This window comes from Brachybacterium atlanticum, assembly GCF_025669985.1.
GTDB classification, from domain to species: domain Bacteria; phylum Actinomycetota; class Actinomycetes; order Actinomycetales; family Dermabacteraceae; genus Brachybacterium; species Brachybacterium conglomeratum.
Map to the genome: position 1 here is coordinate 1 of NZ_JAKJJW010000005.1, position 17813 is coordinate 17813.

The following is a 17813-nucleotide window of genomic DNA, read 5'->3' on the forward strand; positions in this document are numbered from 1 at the left end:
GCCGCGCGGCGAGCCGTGGCGTCCGGCGCCGCGGGGGCGGTGGCGGCCGCGGGTGCCCTTCCGGCCGCGATAGCCGCGGCCGCGCTGTCCCCCGCTGCGCTCGTCCACCGGCAGGGAGAAGGAGGTGATCCGCTCGATCTCGGGGTTGACCTGACGATCGCTGCGGGCACCGGGGCCGTGGGAGACGACGGCCTCCCCGTCGGCGTCGACGAAGAGGTCCAGCAGCTCCTCGCCGACGATCACGTGCTGCCACAGCGGCACCGGCCGCGTCTCGGAGACGATGATCGAGGTCTCGCCCCGCACCTCCTGGAGCCAGGCCCCGAACTCCTCGGCGTTCGAGACCGTCGCCGAGAGCGCGACCAGCTGGACGGAGCGGTCCAGGTGGATGATGACCTCTTCCCACACGGGCCCGCGCAGGCGGTCGGCGAGGTAGTGCACCTCGTCCATCACCACGAAGCCCAGCCCGTCCAGCAGGTCGGAGTCCGCGTACAGCATGTTGCGCAGCACCTCGGTGGTCATCACGACCACCTCGGCGGTGGGGCGGATCGAGGTGTCGCCCGTCAGCAGGCCGACGCGTTCCGCGCCCAGCCAGTCCACCAGGTCGCCGAACTTCTGGTTGGACAGCGCCTTGATCGGCGCGGTGTAGAAGACCTTCCGGCCCTGTGCGAGCGCGAGATGCACCGCGAACTCGCCGACGACGGTCTTGCCGGCGCCGGTCGGGGCGGCCACCAGCACGGAGCGGCCGTCCTCGAGGGCGCGGCCGCCGGCGAGCTGGAAGTCGTCCAGCGCGAAGTCGTAGCGGGCGGTGAAGGCGGTGAGCTCGGAGTTCTTCCGCCGCTTCTCCTCGGCCCAGGCGGCGTAGCGCTCTGCGGGCGAGGTCACTGCGCTCCCCCGTCGACCGCCCTCTCGCCGCGCAGCGCCGAGAGATCGGCGAGCAGGCGCACGGCGCCGGGCAGCACGCGCGCGGTGAGGGGCAGCAGGGAGCGGGCCTCCCCGTCGGCGTAGGCGCGCAGCGAGCGGCCGTGGCGCAGTCCTACGGTCACCTCCCGCACCGGGCGGACGCGCACGCCCTCGAGCTCGGTGTGGGTGCCCTTGAAGACGCGGGGGAAGAAGCGCAGCAGATCGCGCCTGCCCAGCCCCTCGATGCTCAACAGCTCGAGCTGTCCGTCGTCGATGCGGGCGTCCGGAACCATCTGCATCCCGCCACCGTAGACCCCGGAGCTGCACAGCGACAGCAGCGGCGCGTCGATCTCGAACCGCTCGCCGCCGTCGATCTCGAGCCAGTACGGCAGCGGGGTGAAGGTGGGCAGCTCCCGCAGCACGGCGGTGGTGTAGCGCACGGTGTGGGAGGCCCGGGAGCTGTTGGCGCGGGCGTTGACGATCGCGTCGAAGCCGAGGTTGACGTTGCCGAGCGCGAGGGACCGGTGCGGCAGCGCGTTCTCCCCCGCGGAGGTCACCTCGATCGCGTCGATGGTCACGACCGGGCGGGACAGCGCGTGCAGCAGCGCGCGGGTGGACTCCTCGGGGTCGTTGATGCTGAGGCCCAGGGCGCGGGCGAAGTCGTTGCCGCTGCCGGCGGGCACGATCCCGAGCCGTACGGGCGTGCCCGCGACGATCTCTGCGCCGAGCGAGACGGTGCCGTCCCCGCCCACCACGACGAGGGCCGTCAGCGAGTCGCGGACCTCCTCCGCCCGGGCCCGGGCGACGTGCGCGCTGGGACCGGAGAGGTCCACGACCGAGATGCCCGCGAGATGGAGCAGATGCCCCACCTGCCGTCCCACGCGATGGGCGGTGCCCTGGGCGGCGGTGGGGTTCGCGAGCAGGCCGACGCGGAGTCTGCTCACCGGCCGCCCTCGTCGGGCTCGTCGAGCCGGGTGGGGCCGTCGATCTTCTCGACCTCGTCGTCGATGCGGCTGGCCTCGTCGTCGTCGAGGTCCTCGTCGCCGCTGCGCTTCGCCTGGCGCCGGTCGTGGAGCAGCGCGATGACGATCGCGCCGAAGAACAGGCTCGCGATCGCGGCGGACATCGCGATCAGGGTGATCGGCTCGGGCGTGGGCACCATGACCGCGGTGAAGGCGAAGCTCAGGAAGATGATCCAGCGCCAGGCCTTGAGCATCGCGCGGCCGCTGATCAGGCCCATGAAGTTCAGCAGCACCATGACCACCGGCACCACGAACGCGACGCCGAAGGCGAGCATGGTCTTGATCAGCAGGGCGAGGTACTGGTCGTAGGGGATGATCTGCGAGACCGATCCCTCGGTGGGCGTGAAGCTCATCAGCACCGGGACCAGCTGGTTCACGGCCCAGTACCCGGCGACGCAGCCCAGGAAGAACAGCGGGATCGCGGAGCCGAAGAAGCCGATCGCGTACTTGCGCTCGTTCCTGTGCAGGCCCGGCATCACGAACAGCCACACCTGAAGGATGATCATCGGCGAGGAGAGGATCAGGCCGATGTACGCCGCCATCTGGAGCTTGACGTTGAGCCCCTGGCCGACGCCCTGGAAGTTGATCAGCGACTGGAGGTCGGAGTCCTCGCCCGCGGCCTCGATGGGCGCCTTGACGGCGTCGAACACCCACGGGAACAGGAACCATCCGACGATCGAGAAGACGAGCACCGTGACCGCGCTGATGAGCAGGCGGTTGCGGAGCTCGGTGAGGTGCTCGCCGAGGGACATGCGTCCCTCGGGGTCGCGTCCCCTCTTCGTCGCGGGCGCGCCCTGCGCCCGGTCGCGTCCCTGTGTATCACTCGCCACGGATCAGTTTCCTCCCAGCCCGGCAGGACGGGACGGGCACACGGCCCTGCCCCGTCCCGGCGCGGAGCTCAGTCGCGGCGGTAGGGCTCGTCGTCCTCGCGCGGGGCGCGGACGGTCTCGCGGTCGCGGTCCTCGCGGATCTCACGGTCGCGGGGGTCGTACTCGCGGTCGTCGCGAGCGCGGTCGGAGCGGGCGGGACGATCCGACTCGTCCTCGTCGTCCCCGCGCTTCTCGTCGCCGCGCATCTCCTCGACCTCGCTCTTGAAGATGCGCATGGACTTGCCCATGTTGCGCGCGAGTCCCGGAAGCTTGTTGGCCCCGAACAGCAGGATCACGAGCACGATCAGCAGCACGATCGCCCAGGGGTTGCGGAAGAAGTTCATGGAAGTCCCTTTCAACAGCGCCATGACTCAGCGCAGGCGCGCCCATCATCCCACAGCGGACTGGGCGCCGGACGGGCCGCCACGGCGACGGCTCGGCCCACCGCACGGCGGGTCGTCCCAGGGTAGCGCCTAGCGAGGGCTGTGACGTGCAGCCCCCGCGCGCGCCACAGTCACGATCGTGTCTCTGAGCACGGGCGGGGACAGCACCTCGGCGGCGCCGGCGGATTCCAGCACCGCGTCCACCAGCGGTGCCCGCACCGGGCCCTCGAGACGCGCGTAGGTCGCACCGCCACCGGCGCCGTCCGAGCCGTCCTCGCCGGGGCCGCCCCCGCCGTCGCGCAGCTCGGTGGCGGCGAAGGACTCGGCGATCCAGTGCCCGGCGGGCTCCAGGCGCAGCCACACCTCGCCCTCGACACGGCCGGAGAGGTCCGCGTCGACCCCGGGAGCGGTCCGGCTCATCGGGGTCCCGTCCGGCAGGATCTCCACGATCCGGTCCAGGCGGAAGCGGCGGCGGCCGCCGGCGAGCTCGCAGTCGGCCACGAGATAGGAGCGCGCCCCGTCGGACTCGATCCGCTCGGGACGGATCCTGCGCACGCTCGTGCCCGAGCGGTCCGTCGAGGAGTAGCGGATGGTCAGCGTCGCCTCGTCGGTGCCCTGCTCGGCGCGCAGCGCGGCGCCCACCGCGGCGAGCACCGTCTCGGCGCGGTCGGCGGTGCGGGCGGCTCGCTCGTCGGCCGAGAGGGCCTCGGCGATCTCCTCGCGGCGCGGGACGGGCGGGGCGGGGACGCCCTCGGCCGGCGCCTCCCCGGACATGGCGGCCAGCAGCTTCGCCCGGGCGGAGTCGACGACCTGCTCCGCCTCGCCCGCGGCGGGCTCGAGGGCGGCGAGCCCGGCCAGCAGCGCCGTGATCTCGACGGCGCTGAGGCTGAGGGCGCGGCGCAGCGGCTCCGCGTTGCGCACCCGCACGGTGCCGTGCTCCCACTCCGCCTCGATGAGGTCCTCCCAGCCGGCGCCCATATCGCCGCAGACGAAGAGCACCTGCAGGTCGTCGACCAGCTGCTTCTCGCTGACGCCGAGCGCCTCGGCGAGCTCGGCGAGGTCCGCCTCGCCGCGGCTCATGACGAAGGACGCGGCGGAGATCAGGCGCGAGAGGTGGTCGCCGCTCTGCGGGCTCACCCGGATCCGGGGGGCGGGGCGCGGCGCGGCGGCCTCGAGGGCATCGAGCGCGGCGACGCCCTCGTGCCGCGCCGCGACCGCCTCGAGCACCTCGGCGATCTCGGCGCGCCAGGCGGCGGGCTCGAGCAGCTCGACCCAGCGCACGTCGGCGAGGACCAGGCGGCGGGCCGCCGGGCGGGGCAGCTCGGGAAGTCGCAGCTGCTCGGCCTCGAGCGGCGCGACGGCGCGGTCGCGCAGGGCGAGCGCCTTGTAGGGGGCGGCCCGCAGCAGCGCGGAGGCCCGGTCGTCGCTGTCGAGCATCCGATCGAGCACATCGGCGAGGTCGATGTCGTCGGGGCGGGGTGCCTTCGCGGCGGGGCCCTCGGCGGGGAAGGACTCGATCCTCGAGGCGCGGAACACGCGGGGCGCGTCGCGGTCGCGGTCGTGGCCGTAGACGTACCAGTGCCCGTCGTGGACGCCGACGACCCACGGCTCGACATGGCGCTGCGCGGGGGCGCCGTGCGTGCCGCGATAGGTGAAGCGCACCGAGCGCCCGGTCACCACGGCGTCCAGCAGCGGGGAGAGCACGGGCAGGGACTCGACGGCGCCGCGCGGTGTGCGCCGCAGCAGGTCGGGGTCCGCGTCGTGGCCGAGGCTGAGCAGCTTCGCGCGTACGCGCCGGGCCGCTCCTCCGGCCGTCGCGTCGTCCCAGGCGCGGCTCGCGGCGAGCAGCACCGTGTACTCCTCGGTCGTGAGATCGAGCACCGCCGTGGAGGGCGAGGCGTCGATCCGGTAGTGCACGGTGTTCTCGTCCAGCACGTCCCGCTCGGCGACGAGCGGGAGCCCGAGCTCCAGGATCGCGGCCTTGTCGCGCTCGAACATCCGCTCCGCGGCCTGCTCGGACGTCGCCTCGGCGTAGTCGGGGATGACGGAGAAGAGCTTCGCGCGGTCCATCCGCCGTCGCGAGCCGATCGTCATGATGACGTTGAGCAGTCTCTCCACGTTCTTCGAAGCCACCCGCCCAGACTAGCCGGACGGGATCACAGGGATGCGGAGCTTCCGCCGCGCGCCTCTAGGCTGGGGCCATGCTGCGATGGGAACGGGGCACCGTGAGTGCCGTGACCAGCTCCTGGCCCGGAGTGGATCGACTCGAGATCGATCTGGACGACGGGGCGGGGACGCTGAGCGCGATCGCCTACGAGGAGCTCACCGGGCGCCCGCGCGCCGGCGAGCAGGTGCTGCTGAACACCAACGCCGTGCGGCGCGAGCTCGGCACCGGCGGCGACGCCATGATCGTGGCCCGCACCGATGTGCTCCCCGAGGCCGCCGAGGTGCGAGGCCACATGGTCAAGGCCCGCTACACGCCGATGCAGACCATGGTCGACGCGCTCGACGACCCGGATAGCGAGCACTACGAGACGGTCCGGGAGGCCACCGGCATCGACGGGATGCCGGTGGTGGTCGCGGACCTGCACTCCTCCCTCCCTGCGATCGTGGCCGGGATCCGGGCGCGGCGCCGCTCGGTCCGGATCGTCTATGTGCACACCGATGCCGCGGCGCTGCCCGCCGTCTACTCGAGGAGCGCGGCCCGGCTGCGCGAGGCCGGCCTGCTCACCGCCGTGATCAGCGCCGGGCAGTCCTTCGGCGGCGATCTCGAGGCGGTCACGGTCCACTCGGCGCTGCTGGGCGCCCGGCACGTGGTCGGCGCGGACGTCGCGATCGTGATCCAGGGCCCGGGCAATCTCGGCACAGGCACCGGCTGGGGCTTCTCCGGCGTCCAGACGGCGGAGTCGCTCCACGCGACCTCGGTGCTCGGCGGCGTGCCGATCGCGACCCTGAGGGTCTCCGAGGCCGACGAGCGGGAGAGGCACCGGGGCCTGTCCCACCACTCCTCCACCGCCTACGGGCGAGCGCTGCTCGCCCCGGTGCACTTGCCGGTACTGCCCCGCACCGACTCCCGATACAACTCTTTTCATGAGTCCGTGCGGAAACAGGTCAAGAGCACGATCCTGAAGCCGGCGAAGAAGCGCGGCGTGCTGCACCACCTCACCGAGGTCGACGCCAAGGGGCTGCGCGATGCGCTCGAGGAGATGCCCGTGCGGATGACCACGATGGGACGGACCCTCGCCGAGGACTACGCCTCCTTCCAGTACGCGGCCCTCGCCGGGCGCTGCGCGGCCGAGCAGGTCCGGGGCGCCGGCGGCGGCTCGGGCGGCGCGAAGGGCGAGTCCAAGGGCCCGAAGGAGCCCAAGGGCGGCACCAAGCGCTAGACGCCTCGGCGCCGGCATGGGCCCGACGGAGTTGCCGGGGACGGGCGACCGACGGAGTTGATCGACGTGAGGTACCAGGAAAGTGGTACCCGACGTCGAACAACTTGCCGTGCTGCCCTGCGCCGCGGTCGGCGGGGCCGTCCAGCGAGGTTCTTCGACGTGAGGTACCAGGAATGCGGTACCTGAGGTCGAACGACTGCCCGTCCGGCCGTCCGATCCATGTCGGCCGTGCGATCCGCGTCAGCCGCGCTGGGCGTCGCTCTCCCCGTGGGCCTCGCCGCGCTCCTGGACCAGGTGCAGCAGGCGGTGGGCGGCGGAGATCGCCCGCTCCCCGTCGTAGCGCTGGATGGCGTGCAGCGGATGGGTGCGCCCGTCCGCGAGGTCGAGATGGGCCCAGGGATCACCCATCGGGAAGCTGATCCCGAGCACCTCGGGCCACTCGAAGGTCCGGGTGCGCATGAGGTTGCGCACCTCGAGCCCGTCGGGACGGGCGACCACCCGCACCGAGGCCTCGAGATGGCAGAACAGCGCGATGAGCAGACCGATCATGAGCAGGCCGAGCCGTCCGCCGAGCTGGAAGCTCGTGATCATGATCGCGCCGCCGATCATCCCGACCATCACGAAGACGGCGGTGATGTAGGCGGCCCAGCGCACCGCCCGCGGACGGAACACCTCGACGGCGCGTGCGTCGTCGCGGCCCGGGGTCCCTGCGGCACTGCTCATCGGGATCTCAGATGCGGCAGGCCTGGATCGCTGTGACCAGGATGGCGCGGGCGCCGGCCTCGTAGAGCTCGTCCATCATGCGGTGCGCGGAGCGGCTGTCGACCATGGCGCGCACGGCTGACCACTCCCCGCCGTGCAACGGAGAGACGGTCGGGGACTGCAGGCCGGGGGTGATCTCGACCGCCCGCTCCAGCAGCGCGGAGGGGATGTCGTAGTCGAGCATCACGTACTCGCGGGCGACGAGCACACCGCGGATGCGCCGCTCGAGCACCTCGAGCGCGTGCTGCGCCTCGTCGTCCAGCTCCATGCCGGGGCGGGAGAAGAGCACGGCCTCGCTGGTCATGATCGCCTCGCCGAAGGGCTCCAGCCCTGCCTCGCGCAGCGTGGTGCCGGTCTCGACGACGTCCGCGATCACATCGGCGACGCCGAGGCGGATCGAGGACTCGACCGCGCCGTCGAGGTGGACCACCTCGGCGCTGATCCCCCGCTCGGCGAGGTAGTCCTCCACGAGGTTCTCGTAGCTGGTGGCGATGCGGGAGCCCTGCAGCTCCTCGACGTTGCTGTGCGTCCCGGCGGGCGCGGCGAAGCGGAAGGTGGAGCGGGCGAAGCCCAGGGAAAGGATCTCCTGGGCCGGGGTGCGGGAGTCCAGCAGCATGTCCTGGCCGGTGATGCCGACGTCGACCGTGCCGGAGCCGACGTACACCGCGATGTCCCGGGGACGCAGATGGAAGAGCTCCACCCCGTTGTCCTCGTCGACCACGACCAGCTCCTTGGAGTTGCCGCGGCGGCGGTAGCCGGCCTCCTGGAGCAGGTCGGCGGCGGGGTCGGACAGGGCGCCCTTGTTGGGCACGGCGATGCGGAGCACGGATCCTCCTCGGCCGATGCGGCGGCCTCGAGACGGGTGGGACGGGAAGTCGGGGGCGAGCGGCGCGGGACCGGCTCAGAGATGTCGGTAGACGTCCTCGAGGGAGATGTCCTTGGCGATCATCATGACCTGGAGGTGGTAGAGCAGCTGGCTCATCTCCATGGCGGCGTCGTCGGTGGACTCGTGCTCGCAGGCCATCCACACCTCGGCGGCCTCCTCGACGATCTTCTTGCCGATCTGATGGACGCCGGCATCGAGCTCCGCGACGGTGCCCGATCCCTCGGGTCGGGTGCGGGCCTTCTGGGTCAGCTCGGCGAACAGTGCCTCGAAATCCTTCACGGGACCAGGGTACGCGTCCCGGCAGGTGCTCTGCGGTGCGGACCGCCTGCCGGGCACGCGCCCCGCCCGTGGCTCAGCCGCGGCGGACCGTCGGGTCCAGGTGCGCGGTCTCGACCGTGACCCGGTCTGCCTCCGCGTCGCGGCGGCTGCGCACCCGCCACCAGACGAAGAAGCCGGTGAGGGTGAACGCGCCGTAGAAGAGATACATGAATGCGCTCGCGTAGTAGCCGGCGCTCCACAGCAGGGGCACGCCGACGAGGTCGACCGCGACCCAGATCAGCCAGAACTCGACCCAGCCCTTGGCCATGCCGAAGGTCGCCAGCAGGCTGCCCATGAAGATCCAGGCGTCGGCCCAGACCGGCTCGTAGGAGCCCAGCGCCCGGAACAGCGGGGTGAGCGCCGCGGTGCCGCCGACGAGCACGACGAGCAGCAGGGCGCGGGTGCCCCAGGAGGCCCAGACGGGCTCGACGGCGGTGCCGTCCTCGTGCTTCGCCTGGCGCCAGCGCACCCAGCCGTAGACGCTGGTGGCGATGAACATGATCTGTCGGCCGGCCTGGCCGAGCAGGTCGACGGAGTTCGGGTTGCCGAAGACGCTGCCGAGGAAGACGGTCAGCAGCAGGGCGTTGCCCAGGATGCCGATGGGCCAGGCCCAGACCTTGCGGCGCATGCCGCCGAGCGCGCTGAGCAGTCCGAAGACGTTGCCGAGCACCTCGCGGAGCAGGAGGAACTGGCCTCCGCCGAATTCGATCTTGGCGTCGAAGAGCCACTGCAGGATGTCCATGTCGGTCCTTTCACCTCGGATGCAGTGGCTCCGGGGGAAAAGGGTTGCCTGCGGGGCTCGGGGAGGCGTGCGCCGTCCCGGGACCTGCGGGACGTGCGCCTCTCATCCAGGCTGTACTGTCGGTGCCGGAATTCCACCGGCTCCACCGCAGGGTGCGGGTCGCGGACTGTCACCGCCGGCTCGGACTTTCACCGACCCCGGAGCACGTCACAGGATGTGACGGAGCAAGGATAGGTCAGTGCGCGGCGTGGGCGCCCGCCAGTTCGCGCAGGGCGGAGATCTCCTCGGCGGCGTCGCGGGCCTTGTAGATCGCGGAGCCCGCGACGAAGACGTTCGCGCCCGCCTCGGCGCAGCGCTCGATCGTCTCGCGACTGACGCCGCCGTCTACCTGGATCGAGACCTCGAGGTTCGCCTCGGAGATCGCGCGGCGGGCCCGACGGATCTTCGGGAGCATCGTCTCGAGGAAGCTCTGCCCGCCGAATCCGGGCTCGACCGTCATGATCAGCAGCATGTCGAACTCGCCGATGATGTCGATCAACGGCTCGACCGGGGTGGCGGGGCGCAGTGCCACGCCGACCTGGGCGTTCTTGCGGCGCAGGTCGCGGGCGAGCTTGACGGGGGCGCGGGCGGCCTCGAGGTGGAAGGTCACCGACGAGGCGCCGGCCTCCGCGAAGACGGGGGCCTGGGTGTCGGCGTCCTCGATCATCAGGTGCGCGTCGATCGGGATGGGGCTGCGCTCGACGATCTGCTCGACCATGCTCGGCCCGAAGGTCAGGTTCGGCACGAAGTGGTTGTCCATGACGTCGACGTGGACGCTGTCGGCGCTGGAGATCTTGTCGAGCTCGGCGCCGATGGTCATGAAGTCGGCGTTGAGGATGCTGGGGTGGATGAAGCTGGAGTCGGTGGAGTACGAGATGCTCATCAGCTCGGGGTTCCTTCCTCGGTGGGGACGGGGAGCCTGCGCAGCAGGCAGATGAACATGGCGTCGGTGCCGTGGACGTGGGGCCACAGCTGGACGTCGGGGCCCTCGCCCAGCTCGACCTCGTCCCGCACGGCGGGCAGCAGGCCGGCGCGGACGGCGGGGCGGGCGTCGAGGCGCTCGACGTCGTCGCGGCGCTTGAGGACGTCGGCGACGATCAGGCGGGTCTCGGCCAGGTGCGGGGAGCAGGTGACATAGGCGACGACGCCGCCGGGCGCGGTCGCGTCCAGCGCGGAGGTCAGCAGGTCGCGCTGGATCGCGCCGAGCCGGCCGACGTCCGCGGGGGTGCGGCGCCAGCGGGCCTCGGGCCGGCGGCGCAGCGCACCGAGCCCGGAGCAGGGGACGTCGGCGAGGACGCGGGAGAACTCCCCGGGCCGCTCGGCGCCGATGGTGGTGCCGTCGGCGGTGAGGGTGGTGATCTCGCAGCCGGCCTCGCGCAGGCTCGCCACCGCGCGGTCCACCAGCTCGGTGCGGTGCTCCTGCAGCTCGACGGCGAGGAGGTCGGCGTCGTGGTCGATGGTGAGCCCGCCGAGCAGGGCGGTCTTCCCGCCGGGGCCCGAGCAGAGGTCGAGCCAGTGGGCGTCGTCGGTGAGGACGAGGTCGTCGGCGCCGAGCGCGAGGGAGAGGGCCGCGAGCTGGGAGCCCTCGTCCTGGACGGCGACGCGGCCCTGCTTGACCAGGTCCATGCCGCCGGGGTCGCCGGAGGGCCAGGCGGCGGCGAAGACGGAGAGCCGGCCCTGGCTCGCGCCGTGGTCGATCAGCTCGTCGAGGTCGGTCAGCCCCGGGCGCATCACGAGCGAGACCGCGGGGGCCTGGTTCTGCGCCTCGAGCAGCTGGTCGATCTCGTCGCGGGAGCGGCCGTTCCCGGCGAGGGCGTCGGACAGGGCCCGCACCACCCAGCGGGGGTGGGAGTGGACGACGGCGAGATGCCCGGTGGGGTCCTTCTCGCGGTCCGGGGCGACCTCCGCGATCCAGGTGGCGAGGTCCTTCTCCCCCACCCGGCGCAGCACGGCGTTGGCGAAGCTCGCACCTCCCGCGCCGACCTCGGCGCGGGCCAGGGCCACGGTCTCGGAGGTCGCGGCGTGCGGGGCGACGGTCATGTCCAGCAGCTGGTAGGCGCCGAGGCGGAGCACGTCCAGCAGCGCGGGCTCGACCTTCGCCAGCGGTCGGTCCACGCAGGCGGCGATGATCGCGTCGAGCCGGCCCTGGGCACGCAGCGAGCCGTAGAACAGCTCGGTGGTGAAGGCGGCGTCGCGGCCGGAGACGCGGTGGCTGCGCAGCAGGCGGGGCAGCACGAGGTTCGCGTAGGAGTCCTCCTCGCGCACCAGGCGCAGCCCTTCGAGGGCGACCTGGCGGGAGGGGGTGGAGGCGCGGGAGCGCTCGGAGGGGCGGGAGGAGGACCAGCCGCGGCGCGGGCCGCCCTGGCCGCGGGAGCCGGAGCGCTCGCGGCCCTGCGCGTCGCGGGGTAGGTCACGACGGTCGTCCCGCCGACCGCCCCGGTCATCGCGCCGGTCGCCGCGATCGTCCCGTCGACCGCCGCGGTCGTCCCGTCGGTCGTCCCGGCCTCGGCGGTCGTCGCGGCCTCCGCGGTCGTCCCGGCCTCGCCGGCTGTCGTCGTGGCGGCGCCCGCCGCGTCGGTCCTCGCTCATGCGCGTGCTCCGTCCTGCTGGTCGTCCTCGAAGCGGGCGTCGCGGCCGAGCCCCGCCCCGCGTGCCCAGTCCGCCGCGCGCATCGGGCGCTTCCCCGCCGGGGCGAGGGTCGCGATGGCGAGCGGGTCGGTGCCGGTGCCCACGAGCACCTGTCGCTTGGTGGCCGCGAGCGCGCCGGGGGCCGACGGGGCGCTCGCGCGCGAGGCCTCCTCGACGGCCTCGAGGCCGAGGATCTTGGTGCGGGCGCCGTCCAGGAGCGTCCACGCGCCGGGCTGCGGGCTCATGCCGCGGATGTGCGCGGAGATGTCGTCCGCCGGGCGGGTCCAGTCGATCCGGGCCTCGGCGGTGGTGAGCTTCGCGGCGTGGGTCGCGGCCGCGTGGTCCTGCGGGGTGAGGGTCGCGGTGCCGTCCTCGAGCGCGTCGAGGGCCGCGAGCAGCAGCGCGGCGCCGTCCTCGGCCATCCTCTCGAGCAGCTCTCCGGAGGTCTCGAACTCGCCGATGGCGGTGGGGGCGGCGGCGATCACGTCGCCGGTGTCCAGGCCCTTCTCGAGGCGGAACACGCTCATTCCGGTCTCGCGGCGGCCGGCGAGCACGGCCCGCTGGGCGGGGGCGGCGCCCCGCAGCTCGGGCAGGAGGGAGAAGTGGAGGTTCACCCAGCCGTGGCGGGGGATCTCGAGCGCCGCGGGCGGCACGAGGTTGCCGTAGGCGACCACGGGCGCGGCGTCCGGGGCGAGATCGCGCAGCTGCTGCTGCACCTCCTCGTCCCGCAGCGTGGCGGGGGTGAGCACCGGCACCCCGGCCTCGAGGGCGAGGGACTTCACCGGGGACGGGGTGAGCCTGCGTCCGCGGCCGGAGGGGGCGTCGGCGCGGGTGAGCACGCCGACCACCTCGTGGCGGGAGTCGAGCAGGGTGCGCAGGGAGGGGAGGGCGGCCTCGGGGGTGCCGGCGAAGATCAGACGCATGATGGCCCGAGTCTACGGTCCCACCGGCGGCTCCTGCCGGGCCGTGCCTACAGTGGAGGCCATGAGGCGAGCGCGGTGCGAGGGATGAGCGGGGGCGACCCGATCCCGGGCCATGCGCTCGGCTCCGCCGCCTATCGACGGATGCAGCTGGCGCTGGTCTGCGCGGGCATCGCCTGCTTCGCCCAGCTGTACTCCCCGCAGGGGATCCTGCAGCTGATCTCCGCCGATCTCGGCATCGGGCCGGAGCAGGCGGCGCTGACGGTCTCCGCCGCGACCGCCGGGCTGGCGCTGGCGGTGATGCCGTGGTCCGTCGTCGGCGACCGCCTCGGCCGGCGTCCCGCCCTGATCCTCGCCGTGGTCGCGGCGACGGTGCTGGCCCTGGCGGCGGCCTGGTCGCCGAGCTTCCCGCTGCTGCTCGCGCTGCGCCTGCTGGAGGGGATGGCGCTCGGCGGGGTGCCGGCCCTGGCCATGGCATATCCCTCGGCCTCGAGGTCGGGGTCGACTCCCTCCCCCGGCTCCTCGCCCTTGCGGGCGGCGTCCTCGAGCCGCAGCCGGTTCACGAGCACCAGCACGGAGACGCCGATGGGCAGCATCATCACGGCGGTAGCGGTGTTCGAGACCCACATGGAGAGGAATCCGGTGGCGATCATGAAGCCGAGGATCAGCAGGGAGGGGCTGGTGCCGATGGCGCCGACGATCGCCAGCGCGATGCGCTTGTGGAGGTTCCAGCGCTGCATGGCCAGGGCGAGCGTGAACCCGCCCATGAACAGGAAGATGATGTTGTTGCCGTAGGAGGCGCCGACGTCGTCGAAGCCCACCTCGGGGTTCAGCACCGGGAAGACCACCAGCGGGACCAGCGCGGTCGCGGGGATCGGCAGCGCCTCGGTCATCCACCACACGGCCATCAGCACCGCGGTCGCGGCGGTCAGCGTCGCGGCATGGGGGACGTCCGCGGGCATGACGAGGTAGATCAGGAGCGCGGCGACCAGGCCGACGGCGAGGCCGAGGCGGCGCACCAGCAGCGTCCGGTGGGTCTCGGCCGGGGCGCGCTCACCCTCGGAGACGTCCGAGCGTCCCTCCTGCGCGGGGCGGTCCCCGGGATCGGCGGCGGGGTCCGGGGCGTGGTGGTCGGACGTCGGGGAGGCGTTCGAGGCCATGGTGGGGGTCCCTTCAGCGCTTCGTCGCGGCGGCAGGCGGTGGCCCAGAACACTAGCGGATCGTTCAGAACACGTCCGGCGGATCGAGACGGACGCGCAGGGAGCCGCGGTCCTTGCGGGCGCTGCGGGCCGCGACGCCGGAGCGCAGCGCGGCGGCGAGCTCGCGGGAGCGGCGCGGCTCGATCCGCAGCACCGCACGAGCGCGTCCGGCCTGGTCGGGGCCCTCGAGGTCCACGGGGCCGAGCACCTCGGTCCCGTCCGGCAGCTCGGTCGTCTCGAGGAAGCCGCGGCAGGCCTCCCGCTCCCCCACCACCTCGGCGACACGCCGGAACGGGGGCAGGTCCAGCTCGCGCCGGTCCTCCAGCACCCGGTCCAGGAACAGCGCGGAGCGGTGGGCGACGAGGTCGCGGATGGCGGGGAGGGTCGAGGTGCCGACGACGAGCACCTCGCCGCCCTCCTCCGCGGTGCGGACCAGGGAGATGGCGCCGCGCCAGCGGCGGACGGCCTCGACGTCGGCGTCGAAGGCGGCGCGGCCCAGCATCGCGTCGGCGTCGAGCAGCAGGCAGGCGCTGTACCGGCCGGGCGGGGCGGGCTCGGCGCCGGGGGTCGCCACGACGATCCCGTGCTCGGGCACGGCCTCGTCCTCGAGCGGGCCGTGGGCGCCGCCGGCGACCTTCAGCGGTGCGTCGGGGAAGGCGCGGTGGAGCTCCTCGGCGGTGCGGGTGGAGCCGATGACCATGGCGCGCACGTGGGTGCGGTCGCACTCGGGGCAGCGGTAGCCGTCCTCCCGTCGGCCGCAGACGGTGCAGTGCAGGGGCCCGTTCCGGCCGCGCTGCGACAGGGGCGCCGCGCACTCGGGGCAGCGGGCGCGGGTGCCGCAGAAGGTGCAGGCGATCGCGGGGGCGTAGCCGGTGCGCGGCACCTGGACGAGCACGGGGCCCGTCGCGAGGCCCCTGCGCAGCACGCGCATCGCCTCCTGCGGGAGGCGGGAGCGGCCGGAGGGGCCCTCGCGGTCGCGGAGGTACTGGTCCATGGCCACGATGCGGGGGCGGACCGCGGTGACGGGGGCGGGCACGGGATCGAGGCGGGCGAGATAGCCGGCATCGGTGAGGGCGCGCATCGTCACCGACTCGCTCGCGGCGAGGAAGAGGAGGGCGCAGCGCTCCTCGGCGGAGCGGCACTGGAGCACGGTGCGGGTGTGCGGGTAGGGGGCGCGGGGCTCTTCGAGCAGGTCGTCGGCCTCGTCCCAGCAGATCACGAGGGCGAGGTCCTGCACGGGGGCGAAGGCGGCGGAGCGGCTGCCGAGCACGACACGGGTCGCGCCGCGCAGGATCCGGCGGAAGGTGCGATAGCGCTTCTCGGGTCCCTCGGTGCCGGCGAGGACCTCGTGGGCGATGCCCCGCTCCGTCAGGACGCGGGAGAGCCGGGCGACGTCGCGCTGGTCGGGGGCGATGACGAGGGCGCCGCGGTCGGGCCCGAGTGCGGCGATCGACTCGGCCGCGATCGCCGTCCACGGGTCCACGGGGTCCAGCACGAGGGAGGCGCGGGGCACGGGGCCCTCCGCGCTCCCGGCACGGGAGAGCAGGGCCGCCAGGCCCGGGTAGCGGTCGCCGTGGCGCGGTGCGGCGAGGGTATCGGGAGGCGCCGCGGCCCGGTCGTCGCCGTCCGACGCCGCCGGCTCCTCCGCCGACGCGGCCTCATCGGCCGGCGCGACCCCTGCGGTCGCCGCAGTCTCCTCGGAGGTCGCGGTGACCTCGTCCTCGGCAGGTGCTGGTGCGTCTGCGACCGCCTCCTTCTCCGCCGCGGCGCGGTCGGCCTTCTCTGCGCGGGCGTGACGGGGCGGGAGGGCGAGGCGCAGCACGTCGCCGACGGTGCCGGCGCTGCGCTCGGCGACGTCCTCGCACACCCGCATCATCGCGGGAGGGACGACGACGTCGTCGGAGACCAAACGGTGCAGCGGGGCGAGGGCCCGGTCGGTGGTGGGCTCGGCGCGGCGCTCGAGCACGATCCCCTCGGTGTCCTTGCCGGAGAAGCGCACCCGAACCCGCATGCCCGGACCGGCCGCGGCGGTGTCGGGGGTGACCGCGTACTCGAAGGGACGGTCCAGGTGGGGCAGCACGCCGACGAGGCGCACGCTCGCGACCGGCAGCTCGCTCACGACCTCGAAGCCGGCGGTGGTGCGCAGGCCGGGACCCCGGACCGCATCGGGGCGGTCCGGGGAGGCGGTGGCGTTCTCCGCGACGGCGGGGACGGAAGCGGCGGGGGCCGCGAAGAGGGGTGCCTGGCCGTCGGCCGGTCCCTCCTCGCGCTCCCCCGCCGCGCCGTGGGCGGTGCTGGTCAGCGCTTGTGCACCGCCACCAGGTCGCACACGAAGATCAGGGTCTCACCGGGGGCGATGACCGGCGGGGCGCCGCGATCGCCGTAGGCGAGGTGGGCGGGGATCTCGAGGCGGCGGCGGCCGCCGACCTTCATGCCCTGCACGCCCTGGTCCCAGCCGGTGATGACCTGGCCGACGCCGAGCTGGAAGCGCAGCGGCTCGCCGCGGTCCCAGGAGGCGTCGAACTGCTCGCCGGTGGAGTGGGAGACGCCGACGTAGTGGACGTCCACGACGTCGCCGCGGCCGGCCTCCTCGCCCTCGCCGAGGATCTCGTCGGTGCTGACGAGCTCGGTGGGTGCGGGGCCCTCGGGGGCGTCGATCTCGAGCTTGGTGCGATCGCTCATGCGATGTTCCTCCTGTGGTGGATGAGAGGGTGCAGGGGTCAGTCTGCCGTGTGGGCGGCGTCGAGGACGTCGACGACGAAGATCAGGGTCTCGCCCGTCAGGGGGCTGTCCTCGGTGGGCTCTCCCTCCCCGTAGGCCTCGGCGGGCGGGATCACGAGCATCACCTGGGAGCCGACCTTCAGGTCCAGCAGGTTCTCGTCCCAGCCCTGGATCACCTGGCCGCCGCCCTGGACGAAGGAGAAGGGCGCATTGCGCTCCCAGGAGGAGTCGAAGGCGGAGCCGTCGGACCACTTCCAGCCGGAGTACTGCATGGTGAGGTAGTCGCCGGCGCGGGTGGTGTCGCCGGCGCCCTGGATCAGCAGCTCGCGGACGGTCTTCGCGGGCGGCTCGCCCTCGCCGGGGCCGGCGATCGACGGCACGCCGTTCCCGTCGAGGGACACCTCGGGATAGGTGCCGGAGGGCGAGCCGGCCGTGCCCTCCGCGCGCAGCGGGGAGACGACCCGGTCCACGTCCGCGACCTGGAGCAGGGAGCGGGCCTGGCCGCTCGAGTCCTGCTGCCATCCGGCCATCACGAAGCGGGAGCCGACCGTGGTGGTGGTGAGCACGTCGAAGGCGGCCTGTCCGATCGTGTCGACCGTGACCTGCACGCCGCCCGCCGGAGCGCCCTGCCACCAGGACTGCAGCACCTCGCCGGAGCTCGCGTCGACGTAGAGGTCGCGCCAGATCACGGTGTCGCCGTCGGCGATGGTCGCGCCGTCGCCGGGGACCACGACCTGGGCCTTCGCCTCGGAGATCTCGAGCGGAGCGGTGAACTCGACGGTCGGCTCGGCGCCGAGGTCCTCGCTGACGGTCACGCCGGACAGGGCGTCGCCCCCACCGTCCGAGGCGCCGCCCGCGTCGGAGGCGTCGGAGCTGCTCCCGTCGTCGGTGCAGGCGGCGAGGCCGATGGCGGCGGTCGCGGCGAGGGCGGTGGTCAGCAGCGTGCGGCGGCGGATCAATGGAGGACCTTTCGGATCGGCAGCCCGTGAGCGGGCACCGCACCAGGGTACGGGGCGCTCGGTGGGCGGAGCCTGGGGC

At 73.4% G+C, this 17813-nt stretch carries 16 protein-coding genes, 2 pseudogenes and 1 riboswitch; of the genes and pseudogenes, 2 read left to right on the plus strand and 16 right to left on the minus strand.

What is annotated here, in order from left to right; translation table 11 throughout:
- The 5 genes from L3K22_RS03460 to L3K22_RS03480 all read right to left on the minus strand — a co-directional run.
- A partial coding sequence (locus tag L3K22_RS03460) for a DEAD/DEAH box helicase (protein ID WP_263310165.1) occupies nt 1-882 on the minus strand: 882 nt, incomplete at its 3' end.
- The gene (locus tag L3K22_RS03465; RefSeq protein ID WP_263310166.1) at nt 879-1844 is read right to left on the minus strand and encodes a diacylglycerol/lipid kinase family protein; all 966 of its coding nucleotides are present in this window, start codon (nt 1842-1844) and stop codon (nt 879-881) included. The genes L3K22_RS03465 and L3K22_RS03460, both read right to left, overlap by 4 nt.
- On the minus strand, nt 1841-2674 hold the full coding sequence (tatC, locus tag L3K22_RS03470; protein WP_263310167.1) for a twin-arginine translocase subunit TatC: 834 nt from the start codon (nt 2672-2674) through the stop codon (nt 1841-1843). Before tatC ends, L3K22_RS03465 begins: the two co-directional genes overlap by 4 nt.
- 146 nt (nt 2675-2820) lie before the next feature.
- Complete coding sequence (gene tatA, locus L3K22_RS03475; RefSeq protein WP_263310168.1) at nt 2821-3135, minus strand: Sec-independent protein translocase subunit TatA; 315 nt, start codon at nt 3133-3135, stop codon at nt 2821-2823.
- 129 nt (nt 3136-3264) lie between these two features.
- Nucleotides 3265-5307, minus strand: a complete 2043-nt coding sequence (locus tag L3K22_RS03480; protein WP_263310169.1) for a WYL domain-containing transcriptional regulator — start codon at nt 5305-5307, stop codon at nt 3265-3267.
- 68 nt (nt 5308-5375) lie between these two features.
- Here L3K22_RS03480 and L3K22_RS03485 point away from each other — a divergent pair, with 68 nt between their 5' ends.
- Nucleotides 5376-6560, plus strand: a complete 1185-nt coding sequence (locus L3K22_RS03485) for a DUF3866 family protein (RefSeq protein WP_263310170.1) — start codon at nt 5376-5378, stop codon at nt 6558-6560.
- A 240-nt stretch (nt 6561-6800) separates the two neighbouring features.
- Here the strand turns inward: L3K22_RS03485 and L3K22_RS03490 are convergent, their stop codons facing one another.
- The 7 genes from L3K22_RS03490 to fmt all read right to left on the minus strand — a co-directional run bounded on the left by L3K22_RS03490 (nt 6801) and on the right by fmt (nt 12858).
- Nucleotides 6801-7283: a PH domain-containing protein gene (locus L3K22_RS03490; protein ID WP_263310171.1), complete on the minus strand. Its 483-nt coding sequence runs from the start codon at nt 7281-7283 to the stop codon at nt 6801-6803.
- Between the two features lie 7 nt (nt 7284-7290).
- On the minus strand, nt 7291-8148 hold the full coding sequence (gene hisG, locus L3K22_RS03495) for an ATP phosphoribosyltransferase (protein ID WP_263310172.1): 858 nt from the start codon (nt 8146-8148) through the stop codon (nt 7291-7293).
- Nucleotides 8149-8223: 75 nt separating this feature from the next.
- On the minus strand, nt 8224-8487 hold the full coding sequence (locus L3K22_RS03500; protein ID WP_010551582.1) for a phosphoribosyl-ATP diphosphatase: 264 nt from the start codon (nt 8485-8487) through the stop codon (nt 8224-8226).
- 73 nt (nt 8488-8560) lie between these two features.
- Nucleotides 8561-9268, minus strand: coding sequence for a nicotinamide riboside transporter PnuC (pnuC, locus tag L3K22_RS03505; RefSeq protein ID WP_070501109.1), 708 nt, complete (start codon nt 9266-9268; stop codon nt 8561-8563).
- A gap of 90 nt (nt 9269-9358) precedes the next feature.
- Nucleotides 9359-9477, minus strand: a riboswitch (FMN riboswitch).
- A gap of 26 nt (nt 9478-9503) precedes the next feature.
- A complete protein-coding gene (gene rpe, locus L3K22_RS03510) occupies nt 9504-10190 on the minus strand; it encodes a ribulose-phosphate 3-epimerase (protein WP_263310173.1) in 687 nt (228 codons plus the stop codon).
- A complete protein-coding gene (locus tag L3K22_RS03515) occupies nt 10190-11896 on the minus strand; it encodes an RsmB/NOP family class I SAM-dependent RNA methyltransferase (RefSeq protein WP_263310174.1) in 1707 nt (568 codons plus the stop codon). Before L3K22_RS03515 ends, rpe begins: the two co-directional genes overlap by 1 nt.
- A complete protein-coding gene (fmt, locus tag L3K22_RS03520; protein WP_263310175.1) occupies nt 11893-12858 on the minus strand; it encodes a methionyl-tRNA formyltransferase in 966 nt (321 codons plus the stop codon). Before fmt ends, L3K22_RS03515 begins: the two co-directional genes overlap by 4 nt.
- Nucleotides 12859-12999: 141 nt before the next feature.
- On the opposite strand from fmt, the pseudogene L3K22_RS03525 reads away from it, so the two are divergent.
- Nucleotides 13000-13278 (plus strand): annotated as a pseudogene (locus L3K22_RS03525) (MFS transporter); the annotation flags it as partial.
- A 206-nt stretch (nt 13279-13484) separates the two neighbouring features.
- Here the strand turns inward: L3K22_RS03525 and L3K22_RS03530 are convergent.
- From L3K22_RS03530 to L3K22_RS03545, 4 genes and pseudogenes are all read right to left on the minus strand, one after another.
- Nucleotides 13485-14015, minus strand: a pseudogene (locus tag L3K22_RS03530) (SLC13 family permease); the annotation flags it as partial.
- A gap of 64 nt (nt 14016-14079) precedes the next feature.
- Nucleotides 14080-16383, minus strand: coding sequence for a primosomal protein N' family DNA-binding protein (locus tag L3K22_RS03535; RefSeq protein WP_263310176.1), 2304 nt, complete (start codon nt 16381-16383; stop codon nt 14080-14082).
- Complete coding sequence (locus tag L3K22_RS03540) at nt 16353-16736, minus strand: FKBP-type peptidyl-prolyl cis-trans isomerase (RefSeq protein WP_263310177.1); 384 nt, start codon at nt 16734-16736, stop codon at nt 16353-16355. The genes L3K22_RS03535 and L3K22_RS03540 overlap by 31 nt, the downstream gene beginning before the upstream one ends.
- A gap of 38 nt (nt 16737-16774) precedes the next feature.
- Nucleotides 16775-17734, minus strand: a complete 960-nt coding sequence (locus tag L3K22_RS03545; RefSeq protein ID WP_263310178.1) for an FKBP-type peptidyl-prolyl cis-trans isomerase — start codon at nt 17732-17734, stop codon at nt 16775-16777.
- Between the last annotated feature and the right edge of the window lie 79 nt (nt 17735-17813).